Source organism: Deltaproteobacteria bacterium, assembly GCA_022340465.1.
Classification (GTDB): domain Bacteria; phylum Desulfobacterota; class Desulfobacteria; order Desulfobacterales; family B30-G6; genus JAJDNW01.
The window spans coordinates 26407-52689 of sequence record JAJDNW010000096.1 but is presented as its reverse complement, the minus strand read 5'-3'; the positions used below and the strand labels follow the sequence as shown (position 1 = coordinate 52689).

General features: G+C 55.5%; 20 protein-coding genes and 1 pseudogene. 3 read left to right on the top strand and 18 right to left on the bottom strand.

Annotation, left to right across the window (positions count from 1 at the left end; genetic code table 11):
• Positions 1–142: 142 nt before the first annotated feature.
• Positions 143–1396, top strand: coding sequence for an MFS transporter (locus tag LJE94_14290; protein ID MCG6911277.1), 1254 nt, complete (start codon positions 143–145; stop codon positions 1394–1396).
• A gap of 160 nt (positions 1397–1556) precedes the next feature.
• Here the strand turns inward: LJE94_14290 and LJE94_14285 are convergent, their stop codons facing one another.
• The 7 genes from LJE94_14285 to LJE94_14255 all read right to left on the bottom strand — a co-directional run bounded on the left by LJE94_14285 (position 1557) and on the right by LJE94_14255 (position 14292).
• Entirely contained in the window at positions 1557–2438 is an 882-nt protein-coding gene (locus LJE94_14285) for a dihydropteroate synthase (protein ID MCG6911276.1), read from the bottom strand.
• Positions 2439–2597: 159 nt separating this feature from the next.
• Positions 2598–3938, bottom strand: coding sequence for an acetyl-CoA decarbonylase/synthase complex subunit gamma (locus LJE94_14280; GenBank protein ID MCG6911275.1), 1341 nt, complete (start codon positions 3936–3938; stop codon positions 2598–2600).
• A gap of 132 nt (positions 3939–4070) precedes the next feature.
• Positions 4071–6284, bottom strand: a complete 2214-nt coding sequence (cdhC, locus tag LJE94_14275; protein ID MCG6911274.1) for a CO dehydrogenase/CO-methylating acetyl-CoA synthase complex subunit beta — start codon at positions 6282–6284, stop codon at positions 4071–4073.
• Between the two features lie 70 nt (positions 6285–6354).
• Positions 6355–8373 carry an anaerobic carbon-monoxide dehydrogenase catalytic subunit gene (gene cooS / locus LJE94_14270; protein MCG6911273.1) on the bottom strand — a complete coding sequence of 673 codons (2019 nt, stop codon included), beginning with the start codon at positions 8371–8373 and terminating at the stop codon, positions 6355–6357.
• A gap of 63 nt (positions 8374–8436) precedes the next feature.
• Entirely contained in the window at positions 8437–10020 is a 1584-nt protein-coding gene (locus LJE94_14265; protein ID MCG6911272.1) for an acetyl-CoA decarbonylase/synthase complex subunit delta, read from the bottom strand.
• 386 nt (positions 10021–10406) lie between these two features.
• Positions 10407–12386, bottom strand: a complete 1980-nt coding sequence (locus LJE94_14260) for an ASKHA domain-containing protein (protein ID MCG6911271.1) — start codon at positions 12384–12386, stop codon at positions 10407–10409.
• Between the two features lie 7 nt (positions 12387–12393).
• Entirely contained in the window at positions 12394–14292 is a 1899-nt protein-coding gene (locus tag LJE94_14255; protein MCG6911270.1) for a GNAT family N-acetyltransferase, read from the bottom strand.
• Between the two features lie 209 nt (positions 14293–14501).
• On the opposite strand from LJE94_14255, the gene LJE94_14250 reads away from it, so the two are divergent.
• A complete protein-coding gene (locus LJE94_14250; GenBank protein MCG6911269.1) occupies positions 14502–16082 on the top strand; it encodes a SidJ-related pseudokinase in 1581 nt (526 codons plus the stop codon).
• 17 nt (positions 16083–16099) lie between these two features.
• Here the strand turns inward: LJE94_14250 and LJE94_14245 are convergent, their stop codons facing one another.
• The 9 genes from LJE94_14245 to LJE94_14205 all read right to left on the bottom strand — a co-directional run bounded on the left by LJE94_14245 (position 16100) and on the right by LJE94_14205 (position 24531).
• Positions 16100–16237 (bottom strand): hypothetical protein, encoded by a 138-nt coding sequence (locus LJE94_14245; GenBank protein MCG6911268.1) that lies wholly within the window; start codon positions 16235–16237, stop codon positions 16100–16102.
• A 179-nt stretch (positions 16238–16416) separates the two neighbouring features.
• Complete coding sequence (locus LJE94_14240) at positions 16417–17466, bottom strand: polysaccharide deacetylase family protein (GenBank protein MCG6911267.1); 1050 nt, start codon at positions 17464–17466, stop codon at positions 16417–16419.
• 305 nt (positions 17467–17771) lie between these two features.
• Positions 17772–17972 carry a cold-shock protein gene (locus LJE94_14235; GenBank protein ID MCG6911266.1) on the bottom strand — a complete coding sequence of 67 codons (201 nt, stop codon included), beginning with the start codon at positions 17970–17972 and terminating at the stop codon, positions 17772–17774.
• 185 nt (positions 17973–18157) lie between these two features.
• Positions 18158–19126 (bottom strand): peptidylprolyl isomerase, encoded by a 969-nt coding sequence (locus LJE94_14230; protein MCG6911265.1) that lies wholly within the window; start codon positions 19124–19126, stop codon positions 18158–18160.
• A gap of 135 nt (positions 19127–19261) precedes the next feature.
• Positions 19262–20548, bottom strand: a complete 1287-nt coding sequence (locus tag LJE94_14225; protein MCG6911264.1) for a glycosyltransferase family 4 protein — start codon at positions 20546–20548, stop codon at positions 19262–19264.
• Between the two features lie 132 nt (positions 20549–20680).
• Positions 20681–21154, bottom strand: coding sequence for a PilZ domain-containing protein (locus LJE94_14220; protein MCG6911263.1), 474 nt, complete (start codon positions 21152–21154; stop codon positions 20681–20683).
• Between the two features lie 149 nt (positions 21155–21303).
• On the bottom strand, positions 21304–21780 hold the full coding sequence (locus LJE94_14215; protein ID MCG6911262.1) for a SoxR reducing system RseC family protein: 477 nt from the start codon (positions 21778–21780) through the stop codon (positions 21304–21306).
• A 69-nt stretch (positions 21781–21849) separates the two neighbouring features.
• Positions 21850–23994 (bottom strand): FAD-dependent oxidoreductase, encoded by a 2145-nt coding sequence (locus LJE94_14210; protein ID MCG6911261.1) that lies wholly within the window; start codon positions 23992–23994, stop codon positions 21850–21852.
• 183 nt (positions 23995–24177) lie between these two features.
• Complete coding sequence (locus tag LJE94_14205; GenBank protein MCG6911260.1) at positions 24178–24531, bottom strand: hypothetical protein; 354 nt, start codon at positions 24529–24531, stop codon at positions 24178–24180.
• A 173-nt stretch (positions 24532–24704) separates the two neighbouring features.
• Between LJE94_14205 and LJE94_14200 the strand changes: the two are divergent.
• A pseudogene (locus LJE94_14200) lies at positions 24705–24836 on the top strand (amidohydrolase family protein).
• A gap of 81 nt (positions 24837–24917) precedes the next feature.
• On the opposite strand, the gene LJE94_14195 reads toward LJE94_14200, so the two are convergent.
• Positions 24918–25439 carry an adenine phosphoribosyltransferase gene (locus LJE94_14195; protein MCG6911259.1) on the bottom strand — a complete coding sequence of 174 codons (522 nt, stop codon included), beginning with the start codon at positions 25437–25439 and terminating at the stop codon, positions 24918–24920.
• A 17-nt stretch (positions 25440–25456) separates the two neighbouring features.
• Positions 25457–26203: an S-methyl-5'-thioadenosine phosphorylase gene (gene mtnP / locus LJE94_14190; protein ID MCG6911258.1), complete on the bottom strand. Its 747-nt coding sequence runs from the start codon at positions 26201–26203 to the stop codon at positions 25457–25459.
• Positions 26204–26283: the final 80 nt, after the last annotated feature.

Sequence of the window (26283 nt, the reverse complement as noted above, 5' to 3'; positions counted from 1 at the left end):
GGTGGCCAGAAAATGCAAAAATAATGGGTCGATGCTTCATAAATCTATTTATTTCAAAAGCGCAATCTGGTAACGGGAAATCTCTACCCACACGTATGGAAATATAGACTGGGGACACATTTTTTGGCGGGGGGCAATTCTGATGATCGTCATCATCAGGTCATTCCTGGCACTGCTGGCAGCCACAATTTTCCTCTGTATGGCCGGTGGATTGATGAACAGTCTGTTGAGCATCAACCTGCGGCTCGCCGGCACCAGTGACCAGGTCATCGGCCTGGTTCTCTCCTGCAATTACCTGGGGATTGTCCTGGGGATCTTCTTTTCCCAGCGGGTCGTTCATCGGGTGGGACACATAAGATCCTTTGCCGCTTTTGCCGCCAGTATTACCGCCATATCGCTGTTGCACGGCTTGTATGTGTCGGCCTGGCTCTGGGCTTTTTTACGAATCTGCAACGGGCTGTGCGTCACGGGTGTTTACATGGTCCTCGAAAGCTGGCTGAATGAAAAGGTGGAGCCTGTTTTTCGCGGGAGGCTGTTGTCTGTCTACATGACGCTGGTCTACCTGGGCACCGGCAGCGGCCAGCTTATGCTGAACGCCGGTGATGTGCAGGGCCCGACCCTTTTCATGATTGCGGCCATCCTGTCGGCTGTGTGCCTCGTGCCGATCTGCATGACACGCGCCGTAAACCCCGAACCCCTCAAAGTCCCCACGTACAACCTGATCAAGCTGTTTCGCCTGGCCCCTGTCGGCATGGCGGGAAGTTTTCTCGCCGGGCTGATCAACAGCGCCTTTTATTCCATGGGCCCGGTCTTCGGCTTGGACATCGGGCTGCAGATTTCTCAGGTGTCCCTGTTCATGGGCGTGACGGTTTGGGCCGGCCTGATGTTTCAATTTCCGGTTGGGTTCTTGTCGGACCGTATCGATCGTCTCATGATTTTGTCCGGACTCGGATTTGCGATCGCCTTGGTGAGTCTGGCCCTTGCCCAATTGGGCGGCGGCGGTATGGGCGTTCTGATGCCGCTGACGGTTGGTTTCGGCGTCGCATTCACGGTTTATCCGGTGTCGGTTGCAAGGGCTCAGGACAATCTCGAAAAGGAGGAGATCGTTCCGGCCAGTGCCGCCCTGATTCTCTTTTTCGGTGTGGGGGCCTGCTTCGGTCCCCTGCTGGCTTCCTGGGCGATTGCCGCCTTCGGCCCCTGGGGACTTTACTATTTTACGGCTTGCTGCGGCGGGGTGCTGGGTGTGAGCGCCTGGCTCGTCCGCTATAAGCTGCCCAGTAATGTGGAAAATCAGGTGGCCTTTGTGCCCCTTCACAGGACGTCGCCTGTGGCCAGCCACTTGGATCCGCGGGGGGAGCCGGAAAGCGGTGGCGGGGCAGGAGAGGTGGAGGACTGATTTTGTGGAAAGAAAAAATAAAATGGACCTATCTACAATAGTAAGGAGTGGGCGTTGACCGGCAAGTGAACCCCTTTTTTGGTAGGTAGTACCGAACTGAAAAAGCCCTTCCGGTTTTCGGAAGGGCTTTTTCAGTTCGTAGCTTCAAGTCGAAACCGGATTAGATCTCCAGCCATGAATCGGAGTAGAGGGTTTTGCCGAGGATGACGTTGGTGGTCTTGGCATAGTCCTGCAGTTCCTTGGAAAGGCTGTCAATGTCGGGGGCTTCACCGTCCATAATACCGTAAATCAGGTCGACGATGTCCTGACGATTGCCCTTGGCGATGTCGATGAGCTGGTCGTCCCTGGGATCGGCGATGACCGACTCCATACCGTATTTCTGCAGCATAACCATGTAGGTCTGATTGAGGATGGGCCGCAGATGGTCCGGAGGACCGTTGGAGATGTTGGAGAGGCCGCAGGTACTCCTGGCGCCCGGGGCGATGTCCTGGATCATTCCCTGGAACTCCATCAGGCTGATGGCCTGGGGCTGCTGGATGTTGACCGGGGTGACAATACCGTCAACCCAGATCTTTTCATTGGGAATACCGGCCTCGTTGGCAAAATAGAGCAGTTCCACACACAGGGCGGCGCGTTCGTTTTCATCACGCGGCAGGCCGTCGGGCCCCCACATCAGGGCGATGAAATCTGCACCGTGTTCCGCCGTCAGAGGCACCATTTTTTCATAGCGCTCGGGCCGGACCATGATGGAGTTGATGATGGGCGGCAGCTTGCAAACCTTGAGTGCCGCTGCGATGGCATCGATGTTGGAGGTGTCCAGGACCAGCGGGACATCATCCACGACTTCCTGAACGGTTTCCACCACCCAGGGCATCAGTTCGGGGCCGTCTTTCTTGGCCGGCCCGAGATTGATGTCGATGTAGTCCATGCCTTTTTCCTTTTGAAAAAGGGCTTCCTCCTGGATCGGCTTGGGGTCGCGTTCCTTGAATGCGCGGCCGATCTTCTTGGAAATTACGTTTAAACTTTCGCCGATGAGTAACATATAACCTCCCTACGCTTAATTGACGGGTTAAATCCAGGGATCGGGGGGCAATCCAGATACCCCCCGTTCTTTAGACGTCAAAACAATTTGATCCTTGGCTGAATGGTCGACACAGTTAAACCTATATATCGTTCAGCCCGGGTTGGATTGCGAAAATCCTTATTTGGATTTCAGAAATCCCGAAATATGCGCCGCCTCCCTGGGACCGACGGTAATAGTCCAGCCGGGAAGCTCTTCCTCGACATCGCCGGCGATGGCCGCTGCATAACCGGGGATGACAAGCTCGGTATGCTTGACCTTGTCCATGATGCCGCTTTTCTTGACGAACATGCCCACGTCGTCACCGGCGAATTTACCGGCCGCCCAGGCGGTCATGACGGAAAGACCCTCGGCGTCCTTGATCAACAGGTAAGCCGGAACGCGGCTGCCTTCGATTTCGCCGCTGACGATGAAGTACGTCAGGGCGAAGTTGGTGGTGACCAGGACGGGCGAGTTTTCGTCCGGGTTGTTGATTTCGTAAATGCCTTCGGTGACGGTCATGGGCCGCTGCGGGTCGGTGAAGATGTTCAGGCGTTCAAGCAGTAGCGGGAACAGACTTTCCCCCGTGAAATCGGACAGGGCCACTATGCCGCCGTATTTGGCGATGAACATGCCAGCCAGAAGGGTTTCCATCTCCAGATTGGACGCCATTTCGCACGGGAAGGTGATGGTCGGGAATCCCACGGCGCGGTTGCCGTTTTTGAGGGAGGCCCGCCGGATGGCGATCTGGTCTTCCAGGGCCTGCTTGACATCGCGGGAACCGGGGTCGAGCACCAGATCCTTGAGGCCCATTTCCGTCAGTTTTTCCGTCAATGGCACCAGAGCTTCGACCGAATCGGCTTTGACCGCCAGCGGCAGATCGTTATCCTTGGCCAGGGCGCCGAAATCATCGACATTGGCCTCGGTGGCGGCATAGATCAGGGGGCGCTTGAACCCGGCGGCTTCGACGGCGGCCTTCATGGCATCGAGGCTGTCGGACATCAGCACCAGGTTGAATTCGGATGTTTCCGCGATGGTTTTGGCTTTGGCCGCGAAGGCGCCGGCATCGCCGTTGGCGTCTTTCAGGGCGACGAGTTCGGGCCTCAAGTTGAGGCCGACCCGTTCAAACTGGAAGGCGTTCCAGACATTGAGTTTGGCTTCCAGGTCGGCGTCCGCAATGTCAGATGCGACCATGGCCGCCAGGGCGGTTGGGTTGAAAAAGGTTTTTTCATGACGGTACTGAACGGTCTCACCGCCGGTGGTAAAGGCTCTGACGCCTTTACCGATTTTTACCGGACGAATCGGCGGTGCCGAGGCTTCGGCCAGTTGCTCCTTGGCCTCGTCCGAAACGTACGGACAACTGTCCAGCTCCGCCTTGCCCGAAGCCAGGTTCATGGCAAAAGCAAGGCACGTGGGCACACCGCATTCCTTGCAGTTGGTTTTTGGCAGGAGTTTGAAAATTTGAATACCGGTTAATGCCATTTTTGTCTCCTTATGTGTTTTCAGCTATTCAAAAAAGAGCCCGCCGGAGGGGCAGCCGTTCGACCGGCGGCCCCTCCAGGTAATATTTCTCCAAGTCTATGTATAGGTGGGTCCTTTCTTTCCAGACCACTCTTAGCCGATCAGAGGATCCATGGAGAGTGCCGGGTGGCCCTTTTCTTCGAGCCACGGCAATATCTCTTCTTCGGTGATACCCACGGTTTCATCGGCGATCTTGTCGTACAGGTCCGGTTCACCCAGCTCTGCGGCCATCTTGTCGATGCGCTCTTTGATTTCTTCCTTGAGCATTTTGGGCATCCAAACCATGCGCAGCAGGCCGCCGTCACCCTTGATGAACTTACGCTGGGTGATGTTGAATTTGGAGTGGCCCACGAAGCCCGGCGAAGAAGCCCCGCCGCCCATCACCCCGGCCAGTGTGGTGAACTTCATGCCGCAGGGGGTTTCCCCGGTGTAGTCCCGGTTGACAGTCATGACGCCGTTGCAGGACGGCAGCATGGCTGCAATGCACTCGCAGCAGCCGCAGGTGGTCATGGGGTCAATTACCATCGAGTAGAAATTGTAGTGATCGATGGCCCCGCGGGAGGCACTTTTAACGAACTCGTTGACGCCCTTAAACTGCCCCAGCACCGGGTCGAGGACCTCACCTTTTTCGATGGGTTGGTTGGGGCCGGTGGGGTTGATTTCAAAGGAGGCCTTGCAGTCCATCCAGTTGTAGGCGCCGCACAGGCCGGTTCTTTCCGGGCTGACCGTACACACGTGGGTGGGCGCAAAGGACTGGCAGAGGGTGCAGGAGTAATAGGTTTCCACATCCTCGTCGGTCATGTTCTCGACGCGTTCGTCACGGGTCTTGTATTCGGCGCGGGCGGTCTTGGTCAGCTCATCCACCTTTTTCTTGTCGGTGTAGAGGGTCACCTGGACCTTGTCCAGGATTTTGCCGAACTCCTGGTGGAATTTGGCATGCAGGACCACGCCGATGTGCTTGAGGGAGAACTCCTTTTCCATGGCGGCCTTGCTCACGCGAATCCAGGCGATGTCGCGCTGGCCGATGTGCATGATGCCCTGGATGTAGTTGATCAGATGGTGGATCTGACGCTCCAGGATAGGCTCGAAATCGACCTGCATTTCACGGCCGGCCACCTGAATGAAGATCCCGAGAGGCAGGGTCTCGCCTTCTTTCAGATCGCTGACGTCGGGTCCCTCGATCACGACCTTGCCGTCTTCGATCTCTTTCATGTCGGCCATCTTGACCAGCTCCGTGGCCTGGGTCTTGCCGCCGCCCATCTGACAGTGCAGGTCGGCGCCGCGGACACGCTCACCTTCGAAGGCCGGGCCGAATGACATCGGGATGTCGATTTCGGAGACCGTGACCTTGAGGCCCCTAACTTCAACGGATCTCTGGCAGATTTCATCGTGGGGAACGTTGGCCACCACGTGCTCGTAGGTACAGATACCCGTGGGCAGGATTTCCGGGATGTCGGTGTCGGCCAGCGTTGGGAAGCCCCAGTTGACGCAACCGGCCGCGGCGACGCCCCATTCGGTGCCGATGTCGCCGAAGGCATTGACAAAGGCGAATACGCGGTCCTTGTTGTAATGCAGAATTTTCTTGTAGTCGCCCGGCTGAATGCCGCCGAAGGCCATGGCGGCGCGGTTGGCGAACCCGAGGGCGAACACCGCCGAGGAGATATCCGGGCCGAAGGGCACGATGCGGGTGCTCCAGCCCACCTGGACACCGGCTTCCAGCAGCTGCTGAATGACCGACGTTCCGTTGTGGTTGGCGGCACAGAAGATGTAGAGGTTTTTCTTCTGGTAGTCCTCCACGATCATCTTGGCGGTTTCCGGATCCGGGCAGGCGCCGACGACGGCGGCAAAACCGGGGGCGCTGCCGTCCACGAACTCGACGCCCCTCTTTCTGAGGATGACGTCGTCCGCCGGCCCCAGCCAGATTTTGCCGGCTTCGATGTCGGGATCCTCCCCCGGCAGGTAGAAGTCGGGGTCTTTCATGATGCGGATGGCTTCGATGATTTCATAGGCAAAGATGGCGGCCATACCGGCGTCCAGCAGGGGCCCCAGATAGGGCAGATGGTTTTTGCCCTTGACGTGCGGCGGCAACAGGCCGCGTGCAAAATCCAGTGGTTTTTTCAGGTCTTCCAGTTTTTCCACCTTCATGCCCGTGAGGGAGTAGATCACCGGGAGATAGTAACCGGTATTGGGGAACTCGATCTTGGTGTCTGCATTGTAAGACTCCAGGGCATTGTGGAAAGCGCCTTCGGCGGCTGATACGACTTTGTAGCCACCCTGTATGGCGGCAAATGCGACTAACTTAGACATATGTGTCCTCCTTCGCTGAGGATTTAGTGTTAAGGTTTAAGAATTCCGTCATGGCAAGTCTGTTCAGACCTTAAGCCTCGAGGGCCTGGCGGTCCGCCATGTCCATGAGGACCCTCTCTCTGGCCTTGTCAATGCCCAGTTCTTTCCGTTTTTTGTCGATATGGGCGATCATCAGTTGTGCATGCTTGATCGGATCGGCTTCCAGATCCCATTTGCCTCCATAGAGCTTTTCCATTTCTTTGGAGATGTAATCATGAAAAACCGGTGCCCCGGACGTGGGTAGATGCAGCCCGAAAACGGTGTAGACGCCGGAGGCGACAAAATAGTGACCGATGCTGATGGCCTTCTCGCTCATCCATTCCGGGGCGCTGCCCGCCGCCGGCAGGTCACAAATGTCGTTGCCCAATCCGCCGGCCTTGACCACTTCGGTGGCCGCCAGCAGGATACGGCTGTTGTCGACGCAGGATCCCAGGCTGAGAACCGGTGGAATACCGACGGTTTCACACACTTCCGCCAGGCCCGGTCCGCAGTAGACCGCCGCGGATTCCGGTGTCAGCAGCCCTGCCATGCCGCAGGCGATGCCGTTGCATCCGGTGGTGAGCACGATCACATCGTTTTTGATGAGCTCCTTGACCACGGTTATGTGGGCTTCATTGTGCCGGGCCCGGGCATTGTTGCAGCCGACCACGCCGGCAATGCCGCGGATACGGCCGTTGATGATGTTGTCGTTGAGCGTGTAGTAGTCGCCTCGGAACGTGCCGCCCAGGTGATACTGAATCGATTCCACGCCAAAACCGGCTACCTGCGTGGTTTTGTGCCTTGGAATCATGACCTCCGCGCCCCTGTTCTCGAAGTTGTCGATGGCCATGCGTATAATCTTCTCCGCATCTTCCAGGGCGTAGTGCTCGTCGAACTCGATATGAATCACATTGTCCTGCTCCATCTTGGCGATGGGGTGGGTGGTGATCAGCTTGGTGTGGAAGCACTTGGCCACGTTGGCCAGGTTCTGAAAGATGCACTGGATGTCCACCACCATGGCATCGCAGGCGCCGGTGACGATGGCCAGTTCCTGCTGCAGGTAGGTGCCTGCGGGGGGAACGCCGTGGCGCTGCAGGATCTCGTTGGCCGTGCAACAGATACCGCTGAGCTGGATGCCTTTGGCGCCTTTGGACTTGGCGTATTCGACGATTTCGGGTTTCTGGGATACCGCCACGATCATTTCCGACAGAACCGGTTCATGGCCGTGGACCACGAGGTTGACATGGTCTTCTTTCATGACACCCAGGTTGGATTCGGACTGCAGGGGGTAGGGGGTTCCGAACAAGACGTCCTGGAGATCGGTCGCCAGCATGGAGCCGCCCCAGCCGTCGGCGATGGCCGCGCGGGTGCCCTGCTTCATCAGGTTCTTGTAGTCCTGGTCCACGCCCATGTGGGTCCGGTGCATGATTTCGACGATTTCACGGTCGATATTGCGGGGGACGACACCGGTTTTTTTCCATTTTTCGTACAGGGCCGCGGGTGCTCTTTTGGCGTACAGCAGTTCGCCTTCGGGCTTGCCCCACTCTTTGAGAGCCACTTCGGCTACCTCGAGAGCGATTTCGTCGATGTCGCGGTCCCTGGTCTCGCCGTCCACCTCCACGGTGGTGGCTACGTTCAGATAGGGAGCGATCTGCAGCAGCTTGTTGGTGTCCTTGATCTTGTAGGCGTCGGTCTCTTTCCTGGCGGCCGACATGAATACGTGCGCGACGCTGCGGCCGTGGTCGGAATGGGCCGAAGCACCGCCGGCGATCATACGGATGAAGTTTCGCGCCGCGATCGTGTTGGCGGTGGCGCCGCAGAGGCCCTTGCGGTCATCCTCGCCCTGGATGCCACCCTTGGGGAGCGGCAGGCGGCAGGGGCCCATGGCGCAATTTTTGCAGCAGATTCCCTGGATGCCGATGTTGCAGGGCTTCATTTTGACGGCCCGGTCGAAAACGGTTTCCACACCCAGTTCCTGGGCGCGAGCAATCATTTCCTGGCTGGCGACATCGATGGACGCCGCTACCGGATCTGCTAATTTCGGGGCTTTTTCCTTTTTTTCTACTGCCATTAGAGGTTCCTCCTCATATTGATTAATTTTAAAACGTTGGCGTTAATGTTTGACGGCCGCGCGTTAATACAGCTTCACCCGACGGTGTACCCAGTTGAGTTTTTCCAGAATCTTTTCATTTTGATCCTTCTGGGCGGCTGCAGCGGTGAGGGAAACCACCTTGGCTTCCCCTTTTTCCCGTTTGGATTCCAGCGCCTCGCGTTCGGCGGCGCGTTTTTGACGGAGGGAATCTTCCTCGGCCTCGCGGGCCGCTTTGGCGTCGGCGTCGGCTTTGGCCTTGGCATCGGCCTCGGCCTTGGCCTTGGCTTCGGCATCAGCCTTGGCCTTGGCTTCGGCATCGGCCTTGGCCTTGGCCTCGGCCTCGGCCTTGGCTTTGGCATCGGCTTCGGCCTTGGCCTTGGCGTCGGCCTCGGCTTTGGCCTTGGCTTCTGCATCGGCTTTTTCGTCTACCGCGGGGGCTTCCTCTATTTTCGGCTCGGCTTTTTTAGCTTCAGCCTTTTCGGGAGCCTCCTGCTTGGGAGCGGCTTTTGGGGCCGGCGCTTTCTTCTCGGCCTTGGGTTTGGCCTCGGCCTTCTTGGCCGGAGCGGTCTTGGCCTCTTTTTCCTCTTCGATGGTAAGATCCGGTTTCGGGGAGATGGCGGCAAAGTCGATCTCTACATCGTCCAGGGCCTTGGCGACGGGGGTGACGTCGGCGGCACTGCCGCCATCGACTACCAGGTCGATAAAGGCCTTGACCATGCGGATGGCTTCCGGATGGCGCATGATCATGATGTCGGTGCCCGCCATCAGATAGGAGACGGCGCCCACGGCTTCCATGAGAATCCCGCGTCTTTCGGGGTCTCCCAGTTCAGGCGCTTCGTCGACACCCTGTTTGGCCTCCTTGCACTTCCAGACCTCATTGGCCAGGTTGTTGATGATGGGGAATTGCAGCTTGTCGTCCCCCTGGGCCATGGCGGCCATGCGCAACCGTTCCATGACCGAATAGGAATATTCGAGTCCGTAACCCAATCCGCCGGTGGTGGGATCGATGATCACCCGGTCCATGGGCATGCCCAGGTTCTCGAGCAGAATATTGACCTGTTTGGCGATGTTGACGTCGATGGGTGAGGAAGAGATCACGATGTGGCCGTAGCCCATGGCAGCCGCTCCGATCCCCTTGTGATTGGTGTCTTCCACCGGGCCGATGGCCAGATTGAAGTCCTGGCAGGCTTCGGCAACCGCTTTGAGCACGTCTTCATCTTTCTGGGGGTTGGCACAACCCCAGACGATCAGGGGGACATCGATGGCTTCGGCCACGGCCTTGACCCTGGCGGCCGCATCCGCGGGGCTGGCGTCATCCCCGTTGGGATCGATGCTCTTGAGCTGCAGAACGATGAGTTCGGCACCGAAGTCGTCCACACATTTTTTTGCCCAGGCGGCCGGATCCGACACGACATCCTTGAATGGTTCAAGTGCTGCCGGCGCCCATTCCTCAGGCTCCATATCCCACACTTCCATGGCAATTTTCGGTTTGTGGGGCATGTCACCTTCAAACTGGTAGAACGGGTAGCAGGTCTCTCCCCCAACGGTAACAGCCTTGGCGCCCTCACCTAGTGTGATTTCTTTTACGGCGCCGGTATAAGATTCTTTAGTGAATTCGAAACCCAATTTTATACCTCCTTATCAAAATACCGGTTAATGATTGAGGTCTTGCGATGTTGAACTGATTTTACTGACATTTTTTAGCAATTACTCTAAGTCTACACCCCCCTTTCCTAGTGATTATTTTTTTTCAATTTTTTTGGCATTCGGAAATTAAACGTTCGCAAAGTTCCGGCCTGATCGGCCTGGAAACCTTGTTCAATTGCTCTCCGGCGGCATCGTGTTTCACCACCGCTTTCATACTGCCAATTCCGACTAAATTGATTCCAACAAACGCAATTTACAGCAAATTACTACAAATATGATTATCTATATTAGGGATGCGGCTTTGTCAATAGATAACGGCTGCCTTCCAACGCCTGCAGGTTGACGCCTCAAAAAACGGATCAACGTTAAGGGAGGGATGTCGGTTTTGATTTATAACCGGCTGTTAATTTTATATTTTTTTTCATCCGTGCCTTCAATTTGGGGAACTGTTCCATGTCCGTATGGGGCAGGAAGAGGGCGGCGATGTAATTGTCCATGTAGGACACGGTTTCAGACAACTCGAAATTCGTCATGTTTTTGGTCACTTCGACGACATTGCGGCGAATGTGGTTGCTGAGGGAGCTCATTTTCGCCCCCATCAGTGACCCATTGCCGATATAGGTGATTTTTGCGGGGTCGATCTCCGGGAGCAGGCCGATCACCATGGCGCGTTCCAGATCGATGTAGCTGCCGAATCCTCCCGCCAGAATGATGTGCTCCAGATCCTTAACCGAAAGACCGACCTCCTCCAGGAGGGTCAGGCAGCCGCTGTAAATCGCTCCCTTGGCGCGAATCAGGTTCTCGATGTCGATTTCCGTCAGCACGATGTCCCTGTCGATCTGGGTTTCATTCTTCCATGCCAGGACATATTCGTATACACCGTCTTTTTCACGGATGCGCGGCGTTTCCAGATCGCGATCGAACTTTCCGAGATTGTTAATAATTCCCATTTCGAAGAAGGTGGCCACCATGATGATGAGGCCCGAGCCGCATATGCCTTTGGGTCGGACATTGCCAATACAGATGTTCATGGGCTCCAGCGTATCCGGATCTATGGAAAAATCTTCTATGGCCCCCTTGGAGGCCCGCATGCCGAATTCGATGCCGCCGCCCTCGAATGCCGGCCCCGCGGAACAGGCTGCGCAGGCAAACCATTCCCGGTTTCCCACGACGATCTCCGCATTGGTGCCGATGTCCATAAACAGGGTCAGCTTATCCGTGAGATACATGCCCGATCCCATGACGCCGGCAACGATGTCACCGCCCACGTAGCTGGAAACCGCTGGATAAACCAGGGCGGACACATGGTCGTTCAATTCGATGCCCAGGTCGACGGCCTTTACCGGAGGGTAGAGGGTGGCCGCCGGAACATAGGGGGAACGCCTGATGTAGCGCGGGTTCACTTTCAGCAGAAGCTGTGTCATGGTGGTGTTGCCGGCCAGGGTGATGGCTGAGATGTCGTCCCTGTCCACACCCGACTTTTTAAAAAGTTTGCCGATAATTGTGTTGATCGTGCCCACCACGATTTGGTGCAGTTTTTCGAGCCCGCCCTCTTTTTCAGCGTAGACAATCCTGCTGATCACGTCTTCCCCATAGCTGATCTGGGCGTTGAAGTCCCCGTTTTCAGCCAGAACATCGCCGGTTACGAGGTCGATGAGCTGGCCGTAGACGGTGGTAGTACCGATGTCCACGGCAATGGCGTAGTTGCGGTCGCTGGTGTCGCCCGGCTGCACATTGATGATGTCGGTCTTGCCGATTTCACGAACAGGCCGTTCCAGGGTGGCTGTAATTTTGAAATTATCCTTTCGCAACAAATCAGGCATCTTGCGAATGACGGGCAGGCTGACCTTGATGCGGCGTTCATCGTGCTTCAGCTTCAGAAAACTGACCAGCCGGGTGACGTCCGGCAGGTGGTCGTCCGCCGTAGGCTCGGGAAGTTCGAGATATTTCTTTTCCACCGGTGCCAGGAAAAGGCCCTTTTCCTTGAGGTCGTCGAGATCCATTTGCCGGATGCGGGCGGTCTGCCTGGGGGTGCTGCGGGTGTTCAATACGCTGGCATCCACCGTGGACTCGACCGGAATACGTACGGTGATATCCTGCATGACACGGCTCTGGCAGGCGAGCCGGTACCCCTTACGGCGGTCGTCATCGCTGAGCCGTTCACTGAGACCGCCTTCCACTTCCCCCTTTTCTACAATCACGCGGCATTTTCCGCATACCCCTTCGCCACCGCAGGAGGCATTGACATGCACGCCGGCTTCTATGGCTGCACGAATAAGGATTTCCCCCTCGGGGATCTGGACGGTTTTATCGTGGGGAAGGAAACGGACGGTGTAGCTTGTCATTTCTAAATTACCTCGCTTGATCATTGTCGCTGGTTAACGGTTCATCGAAGCTGCATTTCAAAAGAATCATGTCCTCTTCGAATATTTTTTTGACTTTGTAGGGCAGCGTCTTGAAAAGATTGATCATTCCCTTGTTTTCGTGGGAGGTGTAGGCAAACAGGCCGGAAATGCCTTTTTCCCGGGCCGCCTGGCAGAGTTTTTTCATCAGGATTTTCCCCAGGCCCTTGCGTTTGAATTCCTTGGACACGGAAAAGGCCACCTCGGCCATATTATTGGAAGGGTCCAGCAGGTATTCCCCCACACCGATGACCTTGCCGAAGCCGAATTCCCCGACGACGGCCACGATGGTCAGATCCTTGACGTAATCCACCTGGGAAACCTTGCCTACCTCGTCGTGAACAAATGCGGTTTTTTCGTGAAAAAACCGGGCCACGATATCGTTTTTCTCGAGGGTATAAAAGTGTTCCTGAATGCGGCGTTCGTCCACAGGCTTGGACGGTCGGACGGTTACGGTCTGGTTGTCGATGAGGATATTCTCCTCCAGGTGGCGCGGGTATATACCGGATATGGATTCCGCCAGGGTCCGTTCGGCCCCGAAGAGGCCCTGCTGCTTGGCTTCGTGGAACAATTCATCGCGAAAATCCGGATGGGCGATGCTGATCATGGCCGTGGCCCTTTCCTGAAGGCTTTTGCCGAAGAGGTTCACAACGCCGAATTCGGTGGCTACGTAATGCACGTCCCCACGGGGAACCACCACGGCGGTGTGGTCAAGCATGGGCACGATGCGGCTTTTTTTCCCCTGCATGGCCGTGGCGGTCATTAGAATAAAGGATTTGCCGCCCGGGGACTGCGAGGCGCCCCTGATGAAGTCCAGCATGCCGGTGACACCCGAAAAATTGTTGTGGGGCAAGGCATCGGCGGCCACCTGGCCGGTAAGGTCCATGGCCATGCCCACGCTGAATGACACCATTTTGTTGTGGCGGCTGATGACGGAGGGGTCATTGACGTAGTCCGACGGATGAAATTCGATACTGGGGTTGTTGTCGATGAACTCGAACAGGTTTTTTGTCCCCAAGGCGGTGCTGGCCACTAGTTTTCCGTCGTTGAATCCCTTTTTCCGGTTGTTGATGACGCCCCGTGAAACCAGGTGCATGATTTCATCCGTCAGGTAGTGCGTGTGCACCCCCAGGTCGTTCTTGTCGGCCAGCGCCAGAAGGGTGGCCTGGGGAGTCGTTCCCGGGCTGAACTGGAGCGTGGAACCGTCCTCTATCAGCCGCGCGATCAGCCTGCCGACCTCCTCGGCCGATTCATTTTCCGGACGCTTGTCGATGCTGATCAGGGGTTCGTCGTGCTCGACGATGTAGTCCACGTCGTTCACGTGGACGAAGCTCTGGCCCAGCACGCGCGGCATGTTGGTATTCACCTGGGCGATGACGATGTCTGCCGACAATGCTGCGGCCAGGGTGATGTCCACCGATACCCCCAGGCTCATCCAGCCGAAATCATCCGGCGGCGTCACCTGGATCAGGGCCACATTGATGGGTAGGAAACGGCTGCGGAACAGACGCGGTATGGCCGACAGGTTGATGGGGGTGATGAAGCGCTGGTTTCTCGACAACCGCTCCGCCTTGGCCGACCCCAGGTAAAAGGACCGTATGGTCAGGTTCTGACTTTTGGACTTGTTGGCAATCAGTGTCAGGGGGGTGCTTTCAAGGGCCAGGAGGCGGACGATTTCGATGTCGGTATAGCGGTTGGAGGCTTCCCCCAGGGCCTGAACCAGATGTTGGGGTTCGCCGCACGAGGAGCCGATGAACACGCGCTGCCCCGCTTTTATCTTTTTAATGGCATGTTCCGCATTGCATTTTTTTTCGACGTAATTGTCGGCCCAGTAACCTTCGGTTTTCATGTGCACCCCATAGAAAAGCATCGGAATCGAGGGCAGAGCGGCCACTTCAAGATGCCTCCCCAATACCTTAAGGCTCTACCGGAGGTCGCCGATTTGCCGTCGGGATATTATTGGCAACGAACGATAGCACTACGTTAATGCTTCCCCGCCGGTTTTTCAAGCTTTCAAATCGCAGGGCGTTGATGCTATGCTGAAATATGGAATCGGGTATGACGTCGGACGATCTTTTTGCGGGCAGGTCAACGGATTTTTCCGCCAGGTATATGGCGCTGGTGCGGTTGCACGAGCGCCTCAAAGCCCATTCCGAACCGATGGACAGCCGGGTGGCGGTCGATATTAAAAAGCTGCTCCTGAAGCGGGCCTACGACCATCAGCGCCAGGGATTTTTTTTATACCGTGAAGCCGCGGAAACCTTGACCACCTGCGTTGTAAGGGCAGGAGAGCGAAAAATCGTCCGCGAGGCTTTGGGGACGCTGATCGAGGTGCTGGGGACCACGTCCGGCGAGGTTCACAGGGCGGTAGCCGGTGCTCTGGGTGCGCTGCCCCTTAAAATAAAAGGGCCCGACATCGAAGTGCCCCCCACCGACAGGCTCCCGGCGGTACACATAGACGATGCGCTGCGTCAGGCAGGCATGCAAAACAGGGAGCGGGGATTCGATACCGTCGGCAGAAGTTTGATTTTTGGCCCGCGGGCGGACGGCCTCGTCCTGGTGTTCAAAATGGCCCGATCCGGGGACACGCCCCCGACACTGCAAAGGGAATCCATCTGGCTGGAACTGTTGCACTTCCGAAAAAGTGCCTTTGGACGCAGGTTCGCCATCCCCAAACCCGTCAAAATCGGCAATGCGTTCGTGTTCCGGCTGCACGGCGTGCCTGCATCCCGCTTGCCCACAGAGCAGGAGCTGCATCCCAAAGGATATGCCATCTGTTTCTGGGCGGACAACACTTATTTCGGTTATCCCAACGAAACCTGCCCCGGCAGACGTCTGGGCAGCCGGAGGTTCCGGGAGGTGATGTTCAGAAATGCCCGGATCCTGGGCAGGATGGCCGCCATGGGAATACTGCACGATGCCCTGATTCCCCTTTTTCACAACAGGACACAACGTGGGCGCCGAGACGATCGGGGGGCATACCAATGGGTGCGTGCCGGTCGCCTGGATCGGTGGTTGCACTCCTGCGCTTATCCCAACATCGGCGTCAGCGGCGTCAGGGATTTCGAACACCTGCTGGCGTCGGACGGGAAAAACGGACATTTTTACCTGACCATAGGCCAGCATTTTTTGAGCCTCCTGCTGGTGGCCGGGAGCTATTTCAGGAACAAGGATACGAATCTCGTGGGGCTGGATGCCGACGGGAGGCCTGTGGATGCGAGGGGGTTGTTCGAGAAAACAGTGCTGGAGAAAATTATTACCGGCCTCTTTCGCAACTACTATAAAGGGTTTGTCGGGAGGCGTTTCCAGGGTGCCGTACCCCTCGATCCGAAACGGTTGTCCAACCGCATGATCGAGGAGATGGGCGTTGACCGCCACATGGAAGAACTGGTCAGGGTGGCCGACCAGCAGACGATGACCACCGCTGAATTCAGATCGTTCTTGATCGACAGGGGGGTAGCTGAGGAGAGGGTCGGAACTTACGAAAAGGACCGGGCCGACATCGTCATTAACAGCGGACCGCACCTGGGAGCATTCAATGCCGCGATATCGGTTCCCGAACTCATCGAAGCCGCCGGCAGCATGGCTGCCATGTGCGTTGCCGGGAAGTTCTGGCACGCTAGATACGGCGATTCATAAAAGCGTGGTACACGCTTTTATCCCATTTCATCCATTTCCTCGTCGTCATCCTCATCTTCGGGTGGTTCCTGGGTGTATGTCAGGTGCTGCTTTTCCTCATCGTATTCATCGTCATTGTCTTGCTGGCAGCGGTAATTCCATGTCGTGGTGGTCAATTTCAGACGCCTTTCCCGGATCTGTCCGGATAAAGATTTTTTTTCGAACACTGACGTTACTATACAGCTGCCCGATAAATCCAATCAAGCTGCTGCGATCAACACTTATTCCATTACTTATTCCATTCCGCCACGGTGGTGCCAGAGAATATCCTTCAATTGCATCTCTCGAGGGCCCGCTAATCTACCGGGGGGGTAATAACGAACTGGTGGCTGAACCAGTAATACCGGCTGCGTTCCCGATTGGGGGCCGTGCAGGTATAGCGATTTCTACCGTTGCCAAGGTCTTTTGCCGCTTGAATGGAGAAACGTCTGTTTGACTCTATCCATTTGGGCATGGTTCTTCCTTGACCGCTTACGAAGCAGGCCAGCTCGTTCAAGCGCGCATCCGTCTCCTCAAGATAAACTTTCAGCACAGGACGTCTTTCCGCCGTCACCGGCTCGAAGGGGACTATGGACGACACCGGCAGGGCAAGGGAGTAGAATTTGGTTTTCAGGCTTTTCAAATCGCCGTAATGCTGGTTTACGGGGAACCGGGGCAGGGTTGCGGGGTTGCAGAAGGGACCCACGGCGCCCGAGTGCTGACCAAAGGCTGTGAAACCCATGGATTCCACCAACCGGGCAATTTCGGTGTTGTATTCGCCGTAGGGATAGGCAAACAACATGGGGGCGTCGCCCAATTCTTCGAGGAGGCGCCTCTGGCAGTGTTCGATATCGTTGCGCACGCGATCGATATGGGCTTGCGCCGACTCTCCCTGCTTTCTGCGTACCAGGTAGTCGTGACTGGCGGTGTGGTTGGCAAAGGAGACGCCGTTTTTTCTCATTTCGCGCATCTGATCCCAGGTCATGTAGGATCGATACCCCTTGTCCACCGCATCGCTGGATACAAAAACGGTGAACGGCCAATTGCGCTTTTTCATGCGCGGGAAGGCTTGTGTGTATACGGACAGGTAGGCATCGTCCACGGTGAAGGAGATGCACTTGTCCGGCAGCGGGCTTTTGTTGCGATACGCCGTTACGATTTCTTCCAGCGGCAGCACATGAAAGCCGTTGGTTGCGAGGTATTCCAGATGGGCATGGAACTGTTCCAGGCTGACACTGGTGCTGGGGTAGCGATCTTCGCCGAATTTGTGGTACATCAAAACGACGGCGTTGAACTCCTGCCCGCTTACACCCTGTGCCGCGAAGAATAAAAAAAGAACAATGGCTGCATTCAGAAGCTTCTTCATTTGGATTTCACGGTTGGGAATAGATAAACACGTATGCTCGCCTTCGTGATTGAACGGTCTCGCCCACCTATCTTTTGGCGCAACTCCGGTGCTATATTGCCCTTCAACGCCTCAAGATACGGTAAGCAGCCGCGAAGGTTGAACCGCGGCAGCACCCGCTGCCCCCGCGGCAGGCTGGCGGGCAGCAAACGCTTACGCGGTTTTGTCTTGTTTTTTGATCGTCATCCCTGCCGGGCAGGCTGACGGGGCATGCATTTGAAAATGAATTTGCATGGCGCTCGTTAGGCACTTCCACGCGCTGTCAATTACTGCTTTCTTACATTCTTGGCTTCAGGCCCCCGATCACTTTCCTCGATGTCAAACTCGACCCGATCCCCTTCTGAAAGAGTCTTGTACCCGGTTGACTCTATGGAAGAGAAATGTACAAAGACGTCGTTGCCTTCCTCCTGGCTGATGAAACCGTAACCCTTTCTGTCATTGAACCATTTAACAATTCCTTGTGCCAAAGCGCTGACCTCCTCTGATGAACGTTGTTGTTGACCCGAGCGTTGGGCGGCCATGCCGGTTCCGTGGACACGCATGCGTTTGAGAATCGGCCGGTCGTATCTTCGGGGATTCCGTTGCCTGTTTATAATCTGAATTGGATTTAGTATTATGACATTTGTAGGTTCAAGGTCAAGAAAAAAGCTAACTATCCCGAAATCCTTTCTATGGTTGCGCCCTGTTTGAGCCGATTGACGAATTCGGCGGCTGCAGCCTGCATTTTTTTGTTTTTAAGAGATTCCTCAAGCCTGTTTTTTATCGATTCATACGTCAGTTTGGCCTCAGGCTTGCGGTCGACCACTTTGATGAGGTGATATCCGAAGCGCGTTTTGACAATGGGACTCACCTGCCCTGGTTGAAGCTGGAAGGCTGCATCGGAAAAGGGTTTGACCATTTTTTTGCGGTCAAAATACCCCAGATCTCCGCCCTGGGACCGGCTGGGGCCCTCGGAATAGGTGCGAGCCAACTGGGCGAAGTCTTCTCCGGCGTCAATCTTCAGTTGGATCTCTTCGATTTTTTTTCTGGCTGCGGCCTTTTTTTCATCGTCGTCATTCTGGGCTGCCTTGATCAAAATGTGGCTCGCGCGAACCTGCTCGGGCTTTTGGAATAAATTGGGGTTGTTGTCGTAAAAAGAGCGGCTTTCTTTCTCTGTCACTTCGATTTTTTCGAAAACCTCCTTTTGAAGCAGTTTCTGAATGCAAAGCCCTTTTTTAACCTGTATTCTGAAATCGGCTTCGGTAATGCCCATCGCAGCAAGCGCCTCCTTGAGCCCCTTACGATCGGCAAAACGTGCCTGGATCCCATCGACGGCACTGTCAAGTTCCGCCGGCGAAACCGCGTATCCGTTTTTAACGCTCTCCTCGTACAACAGCTCGCGGTTGATGAGGGTTTCTAAAAGTTCCGCCCGGATTTGCGGATACTGTGATTCAGGGATGGGACTCTGCTTCATTTGCGCCTGCTTTTCCACCCGCGCGAGTTCCATGTCCAGATCCTTGCTGGTGATGGCGTTTCCGTTGACCCGGGCAAGTACATCGCTCGATTCCGTTGCACGAAGGTCCGTTACCGGGATGGTTATAAAGATGAATAGCAGGAGCGTCACAAGGTTTTTTTTCGTCATGTATTTCATCGGTTTTCCTTCAGCTGTTTGATTGTCGCGCCGTGCGATCATTTAAATTGTTGTTTGCACATCCTTTCGCGAATTGCAGAAAGTACACATGTTTCACATTCTGGTATACCGGGTCAAGCAAGAAAATCATGCCTGAATGCAGAGCAGCGATTCGAAGATTATGGTTTTCAAATGCTGGTGGAGGTTCCGGTAAGAATAGTGTTTTTTAGCCACGCGGTAGTTGTGTTCCACCATCGCCCGGCTTCTTTGGGGATCACTAAGCACCTGCCCGGCTTTTTCCACCGCTTCCTGCGTCACGTAGCCGTCTATTTCGATGACATCGAAACCCTTGGGTTTTATGTCGGTCGAATAGATCGAGTAGTTGTTGACGACGATGGGTTTGGAAAAGTAAATGGCTTCCAAAAAGGCATTGCCGAACCCCTCGAAATTCGATGGGTAGGTCACGAGGTCTGCGTGCGGGTAGACGTCTTCGAGCGTATAGATCTTTCTCCCGTCATCTGTCACGCCTCTTCTTTCATTGATGATGTTCGAGACGAAGCGGGTGTCCACACCCATCATATCAGAGTATTCACGGATCCGCATTTCATAGTCGAAGCCTTCGTCCCCGGAAGCATGGGATATGACCAGCTTGGCCTTTTTCTCCAGGCGACGAACGAGTTCGATGGCATGTTCGATGCCTTTGCGTTTGACCACGCGTGTGGGCTGGAGAATCAACAGTTCATCGTTGGCGATGCCAAGCGCCTGGCGTACGTCGGCTGCATAGGCATCCACCGGCGGCGGAGGGTTTTCAAAATCCATGACATTGGGGATGATATGTGCGGATATACCCGTGCGCAGGCTCAACTGATTGTCGCCTGAGGAGTTGATGACGACATGTTTGATGCTGGGGAGGTGAGGTGGAAATGCCATGTTGAGGTATTCCCATACCGCATTGGTCATGAAATGCTGACGCTCCCAGAAGAAGTCGTGGTGATGCGCGATGGTGGGGATTTGCGTTTCCGATATCATTTCCGTGATAGCAATGCCCAGGGGAAGGTTGAGGGGGATGGTAAGGGAATTTTCCGGGACCAGGATGTCGATATGGTTCCTGCGGATAAAATCGTAAAGGTGATCCTTGATCTTTTCTTTCAGGTGGTAAATCTCGCGGGTGATGCGCCTGGGTCTTTTATGCGCACCGAAGCAGTTGCGGTAGATCTCTTTGACTGCAGGATGAGAGAAATGAGCTTCAGGAAGGAGGTAAGAGCGTTCCCTGGGGCGGTCGAGTTCCCCGGCAAAGTAGTGGCAACGGAACCCTTCCAGTTCAAAAATCCGGGCCCATTTGGCAGTTTCTAAAGATACGCCATCCGTGCCCGCCAGTCGCATGGATACGAAGCCTACGTTGTGAACCGAGTTGCAGTAAGGGCACTTGTTCATGGCTGTCTCCCACTAAATTTCATAGCTGAGGTACATATTAACCCGGCGGTTAAATACCTAAACTAAAATCTTTCGCAAACATGATGGGATTTGTACAAATAGGTGCTGAAATAGCCCCGATGCAGGGGTTGGTTAGCCCATCAGGTAAAACCCGAGTGCAGGGTCATTCCGCTCGCGATGGCTGAAGGCGGTCCCGATGTATAGGCCGTCTATATTTTTTACCAGTACGTGCTTGCTGATCAGTGTGTTGCGGGCATCGTCCAGACGAAATTCAACTTTCAGCTTGTCGTCCTGCCGGAGATCGAGGGGGTGGTCCAGTTTTATTTTCAGTCCGCCGGCCGAAATGTCGGTTACCGACATGGTGCCTTTGCGCGTGGGTTTACTGCCGACAATTTGGGTGAAGGTTCCCGGCAGGCTGACCCCTTTGCGATACTGCTTGCGTTTCTCCAAGACGGATGTCCAGGTGTGGCCGCAGGAGCATTTGGACTTCACTTTTACCGTATGTTTTATTGTTGCGTATTTGGAAGCGTCAACGGTTTTGGTGGCTTCACATCGAGGGCAGGTAATCGTGATTTGGTTTGTCGGCGATAGGTATACGGTCTTCATTTTGTGACACCATACGTTCAGGCTGTACCCAAAGTGAGCGTTTCAAATTTGCGGAAAAGCATCTTCTTTGTAAAGGCAGCAACGCCGCCATAGGTGACACGCCTCGACAATCGCTCAGATTAGGTGTGTAAGTTTCATGCTTTCATTTATCACCCGGTAACGGTTTTGTGAGCCTCTTTCTCCATGGCTGGGAGATTTCTCAGTATCCTGATGATTCGGGGTTTGTAACTGTCCTTCAAAGCCATTTTATCGCCCCGTTTTTTGACTAGCATGAACGACAGGGCCAGACAGCCGAATCCCGCGGCCGCCGATCCCAACGATGTGTTCAGGGAATAATTAAGGGAGAGCCAGTGCCCCAGGGCGGCCCCCCCAAGCATGCACAGCACTGGAAAGATGTACAAAAGAAAGGCGGCCTTAAGAAGGGACGACGTCTCAAAGTAGAGGAGGATCCGATCCCCGATTTTAGCATCCACCGGGTTGGCGGCCTCGACTTCCATGGCTTTGCCCTGCTCGCTTGCCTGGCAGGATTCCCTGGAAGAACAGGATTTGCAAGCACTCGACCGGGTAGTCTTTACCCAGGCGCTGCCGCTACCCAGTTTTATGACGATACCTTCTTCTGTTGCCATGCTTGCCACCAGGGGCTTACATACCTATTTATTCCAGTATGTAAAACCTGACCCTCAGGCCAGGATTCTTTACTGAATCGTTGCCTGGGCCAGATCCGGTTTGAGTTCCGTGTGTTCGTAACATATCAGGCCGCACTGCAGGCACCTTTTGGACTCCCTGTCGGCGTCTTCTTTGGAAAGGCCCTTTTCTATTTCCATGGCGGCTGCAAGTTCTTTGGGGCCTGCCTGAGGCATGCGGGTTCGCGGCGACGCCGCTACGTTTTGGACATGGTCGACATTCTGAATCAACGCATGTGAGTCGACAACATTCTCCGGCAGAGCTAGGTCGATGCCGTAGATGATTTTATGAATGGTCGCCGCTGCACGCCTGCCGCCGCCAATGGCCTTGATGGCCCCGCTGTAGTCGCTGATGGAATCGCCCTCGGACAGCCAACCTATCTCATGACGGTGCTCGGGGCGTTTGTAGGTATAGGCACCGATCCAGCGGTTGTCTGCGGCCTCCAGGTCGCCGGCGCCGGTTGCGCTTTCTTCCGTGTCCTCCTGATCTCGGGGGAGCTCATTTTCACCATTTTCGTCGTGGGTGTCCCGGGGTCTGGTGAATACCAGTTCCGGAAAGCGGCCCGAGGCCACGACGAGCATGTCGGCCGGTATTTCTTTCAAGACTTTTTCTTCCAGGTCCACCCATTCGATTTGCTGAAGGCTGTCCCGCTCACCGGCCAGCGTGTTGACGGCGGCGGCGAAAATAATTTCAACGCCTTTGCTGCGGAGGCCTTCGACTTCCTCCTTTTCGAGGTCGAGATCGCTTTCCGCCCCCCTGAAGAGAACGGTCACTTGGCTGGACCCTTTTTGGAGACACAGGTCAGCCGCTTCGAGAGCCAACTTGCCTCCTTCGAAGATGACCACCCGGGATGCAGGCTGGATTTGCGGGAGGTCCTCCTTGCCGGAGGCGGCTTTGTGCGACTTCATGACGTCCATCAGCAAAAAAACGCCGGGGATGGGGCTTTCAACCGTACGTCCGGCATTTCTGGCAAGCCGGCTGTCCCAACCGCCCAGGGCGGTAAAAACGGCCTGGCATCCCTCGGAGAGCAGTGAGTTTATGGTGAAGTCGATGCCCAGCTTTTTTTCCGTGTGTGCGGTTACGCCCATTTCCAGGATGCCGTCGATATCCCAGTCCAGAATTTCCGACGGGAGCCTGTAAGCGGCAATGGCGCTTCTAAGAAGACCACCTAGCCGAGGGGCGGCTTCGTAGACATCGACGGAATGACCCAAGCGTGCTGAAAAAAAGGAGGTTGAAAGGCCTTCGACGCCTCCGCCGACAACGGCTATCTTTTTCCCCGTATCGGGTGCTTTGTAAGGCTGCACCCGCTGGCCGGACTCTCTTTCATGGTCGGCCGCATAGCGCTTCAGGAAGTTGATTGCAACGGGTTCGTCGATCAGCTGCCGTCGACAGTCCTGCTCACATGGCCGCGGACAGATTCTGCCGATGACCGAAGGGAACGGGTTGCGTTCTTTGATTACCTGGAGGGCGCCCGGATAGTCTCCCAGTGAAATCTGGCGTATGTAGTCGCAGATGTCGATGCCTGCCGGGCAGGCCCGCTGGCAGGGAGTCGTGCAGTCGTCGGTGGTGTATTCCCGGAGAATCCGCCGGGTGACTGACGAAAGTGTGATGATGTGCTTGGGACAAACTTTTTCGCAGGTACCGCATCCGGTACATTTGATTTCGTCGACAACGGGGAGCCCTTTGGGCCCCATAGTAATGGCACCGAAGGGACAAGCTTTGGCGCAGGTCCCCAGACCCAGACAGCCGATGTTGCAGACCTTCATGCCGCCGTTCATCAATGCCGCCGCCCGGCAGTCTCCCAGGCCGTCGTAAATAAACTTGGTTTCCGCGTCTTCAACACCGTAGGTGCAGCCGGGCCTGGCGATGTCCGGTTCTTTGGCTTCGATGGCGACACCCATGATGGCGGCGATGGCTTCGGCAACTTCCGGCCCGGCGGCCACGCAGGAATTTGGCGCGGCCTTGCCGGCAGCGATCGCTTCCGCGTTAGCCGAGCAGCCGGGTTGCCCGCACCCGCCACAGTTGGCGCCCGGCAGGACATCGTCTATCGCGACGATCATCGGGTCAACGTATACATAGAATATCTTCGACGCCGCGGCCAGGCCGACACCGACAACGAGGCCCAATCCGCCCAACATAAACAAAGCTTCAATCATTTTCCAACTCCCGATCCAGGATGTACCATCATAAATTCGTTTCAGTAAAAAAGTTCGCTCACTCGGGTCAGGTACGAGCCAAGTGGCTTCGTCGCTCACCGTGGTCGTACGATGTTTGGTGCCGCCGTCCTGCAGGGATGTTCCGGTTCCGGAGCCCTGGTTCAGGGGGCCGTGAAGACATCCTTACCAGGATCCGTCGAGTCCCCTTAAGCCGCCCATATACAGCCTGCCGCTGGCGACAAATAGGGAGTAACGGGTCAGCAGGATCGGCATGTCATACGATTCGGCCAGCTTTATCACGTTCGGCGCCGGTTTCTTCCCGCGTACGAAAGCAACGGCACCGACGCGCGCCACCTTTGCCGTACGGATGACCTGTTCGGTGGTAACGCCTGTCAGCAGCACACAGCCTTCGGTTGCCGCCGACAACACATCCTCCATCAGGTCTGCGCTGCCGCCGCCTGCGACGCGGTCCTCCATATGGGTTTCACCCGTCAGGAGGTCCGCTTTCAATATTTCACATACTTCCGACACTTTCATAGGGCGCCAATATTTCATAAAATGAAAGGAAAGTCAACGGCAGGATTTGTGGTGAGGGATAAATGAACCGCATTGACAACTACAAGATATTTTTGTAATTCTTTCAAAATGACGATGGATCAATACCGGCATAATGTGGAGAAGGCCGCCGCGTTTATCCGCAAAGGGGCTTCCACAACCCGCAGAGCAACATGAAGCTGGCCGCCGGCGTTGCACCGGTGACAAAATACCTGAAGGCCGGCGTCACGGTCGGCCTGGGCACCGCCGGGAGTGCGAGCAACAACGATCTATATATGTTTCAGGAGAAGGGTCCATTTGTTTGCGTAATTTTGGTCTTTTGTACAGGAGCGACGTCGTCGCGTTTCATAAAATCGTGGAACACGATTTTATTCGCCTTCGAACGCGCACATGGCAAAGACGTATTCGTCTTTTATTTTCTCACGCCCTTTCAGGTCCGGCAGCTCGACGATAAATCCACATTCCAGAATATCGCCTCCCAGCTTTCTAACCAGTTTTACGGCCGCCTCTATGGTGCCGCCGGTGGCGATGAGATCGTCGATGATAACCACGCGCTCGCCTTTTTCGATGGCGTCTGCGTGCATTTCAACGACATTTTCACCGTATTCCAGTGAATAGCTTTCCTCGATCGTTTTATAGGGAAGCTTGCCCTTTTTTCTAACCGGCACGAAACCAAGGCCCAAACGGTATGCCAGCACGGCTCCGAATACGAATCCCCGGGCGTCGATGCCGACCACCTTGTCGATGCCCCGATCCCGGTAGCGGTCGTAAAAAACGTCACAGGCGTCCTTGAATGCCGCCGGGTTCTGCATGAGGGTCGTGAGATCTCTGAAAATAACGCCTTCGATCGGCCATCCGGGTATGGATCGAATGGTATCTTTTAAGTTCATGTGAAGCTCCTTGTCCGTCATTCTATTTTTTCAATGACCTTGACCAGCAACTGTTTCACCCTTTCGGCATTTTTATTGAACACGGTCAGGATTTCTTCCCATGATACCGGATCTTCATCTTCCTTCCAGCAGTCGTAGTCGGTGGACATGGCAACGGCGGCGTAAGGTATTTCCGCCTCGTTGGCCAGCACTGCTTCGGGAGCGATCGACATGTTGATGATGTCCGCCCCCCAGGCCCTGAACATGCAGGATTCGGCCCTGGTGGAAAAGCGGGGGCCTTCGATGGTGACAACGGTTCCGCCGTCATGGGTGGGATAACCGAGATCGACCGAGGTCCTGTAAAGTACACGCCTCAGGGCCGCATCGAAGGGTTCGGCCATGGCCGTGTGTCTGGCGCCCCCTTCGAAGGAATCGAAAAAAGTGGTTTTTCTGAAACGCGTAAAGTCGATAAACTGGTCGATGATGACAAAATGCCCCCGATCTATTTTGCGGCGAAGACTGCCGCAGGCGGTTGTGGCCAGGATATGGGTTACCCCCGCCTCCTTGAGGGCATGGATGTTGGCCCGGTTGTTGACCTGGGTCGGGCTCAACTGATGGCGGGTTCCATGACGGGAAAGCAGCACGACGTCTTGGCCTGCTATGCGGCCCGTTGCCAGTTTTGAGGAAGGTTTACCGAAGGGTGTTTCCACATCCAATACGTCGGCATTTTCGAGAATGTCATGGTCGTCCAGTCCGGACCCGCCGATGATACCCACCACTGGCATATGAAACTCCTTCCTCAATTTAACCACTTCCAGAATTCAACTTGGGCACTTGTAAAATGTGCGCCGGTCGAAGAACGTTG

What these genes read in the sequence shown, in the direction of transcription:
- LJE94_14290 (MCG6911277.1), top strand. Translation starts at nt 143, where the DNA reads ATGATCGTCATCATCAGGTCATTCCTGGCACTGCTGGCAGCCACAATT.
- LJE94_14285 (MCG6911276.1), bottom strand. Translation starts at nt 2,438, where the DNA reads ATGTTACTCATCGGCGAAAGTTTAAACGTAATTTCCAAGAAGATCGGC.
- LJE94_14280 (MCG6911275.1), bottom strand. Translation starts at nt 3,938, where the DNA reads ATGGCATTAACCGGTATTCAAATTTTCAAACTCCTGCCAAAAACCAAC.
- cdhC (MCG6911274.1), bottom strand. Translation starts at nt 6,284, where the DNA reads ATGTCTAAGTTAGTCGCATTTGCCGCCATACAGGGTGGCTACAAAGTC.
- cooS (MCG6911273.1), bottom strand. Translation starts at nt 8,373, where the DNA reads ATGGCAGTAGAAAAAAAGGAAAAAGCCCCGAAATTAGCAGATCCGGTA.
- LJE94_14260 (MCG6911271.1), bottom strand. Translation starts at nt 12,386, where the DNA reads ATGACAAGCTACACCGTCCGTTTCCTTCCCCACGATAAAACCGTCCAG.
- LJE94_14255 (MCG6911270.1), bottom strand. Translation starts at nt 14,292, where the DNA reads ATGAAAACCGAAGGTTACTGGGCCGACAATTACGTCGAAAAAAAATGC.
- LJE94_14250 (MCG6911269.1), top strand. Translation starts at nt 14,502, where the DNA reads ATGACGTCGGACGATCTTTTTGCGGGCAGGTCAACGGATTTTTCCGCC.
- LJE94_14240 (MCG6911267.1), bottom strand. Translation starts at nt 17,466, where the DNA reads ATGAAGAAGCTTCTGAATGCAGCCATTGTTCTTTTTTTATTCTTCGCG.
- LJE94_14230 (MCG6911265.1), bottom strand. Translation starts at nt 19,126, where the DNA reads ATGACGAAAAAAAACCTTGTGACGCTCCTGCTATTCATCTTTATAACC.
- LJE94_14225 (MCG6911264.1), bottom strand. Translation starts at nt 20,548, where the DNA reads ATGAACAAGTGCCCTTACTGCAACTCGGTTCACAACGTAGGCTTCGTA.
- LJE94_14220 (MCG6911263.1), bottom strand. Translation starts at nt 21,154, where the DNA reads ATGAAGACCGTATACCTATCGCCGACAAACCAAATCACGATTACCTGC.
- LJE94_14215 (MCG6911262.1), bottom strand. Translation starts at nt 21,780, where the DNA reads ATGGCAACAGAAGAAGGTATCGTCATAAAACTGGGTAGCGGCAGCGCC.
- LJE94_14210 (MCG6911261.1), bottom strand. Translation starts at nt 23,994, where the DNA reads ATGATTGAAGCTTTGTTTATGTTGGGCGGATTGGGCCTCGTTGTCGGT.
- LJE94_14205 (MCG6911260.1), bottom strand. Translation starts at nt 24,531, where the DNA reads ATGAAAGTGTCGGAAGTATGTGAAATATTGAAAGCGGACCTCCTGACG.
- LJE94_14195 (MCG6911259.1), bottom strand. Translation starts at nt 25,439, where the DNA reads ATGAACTTAAAAGATACCATTCGATCCATACCCGGATGGCCGATCGAA.
- mtnP (MCG6911258.1), bottom strand. Translation starts at nt 26,203, where the DNA reads ATGCCAGTGGTGGGTATCATCGGCGGGTCCGGACTGGACGACCATGAC.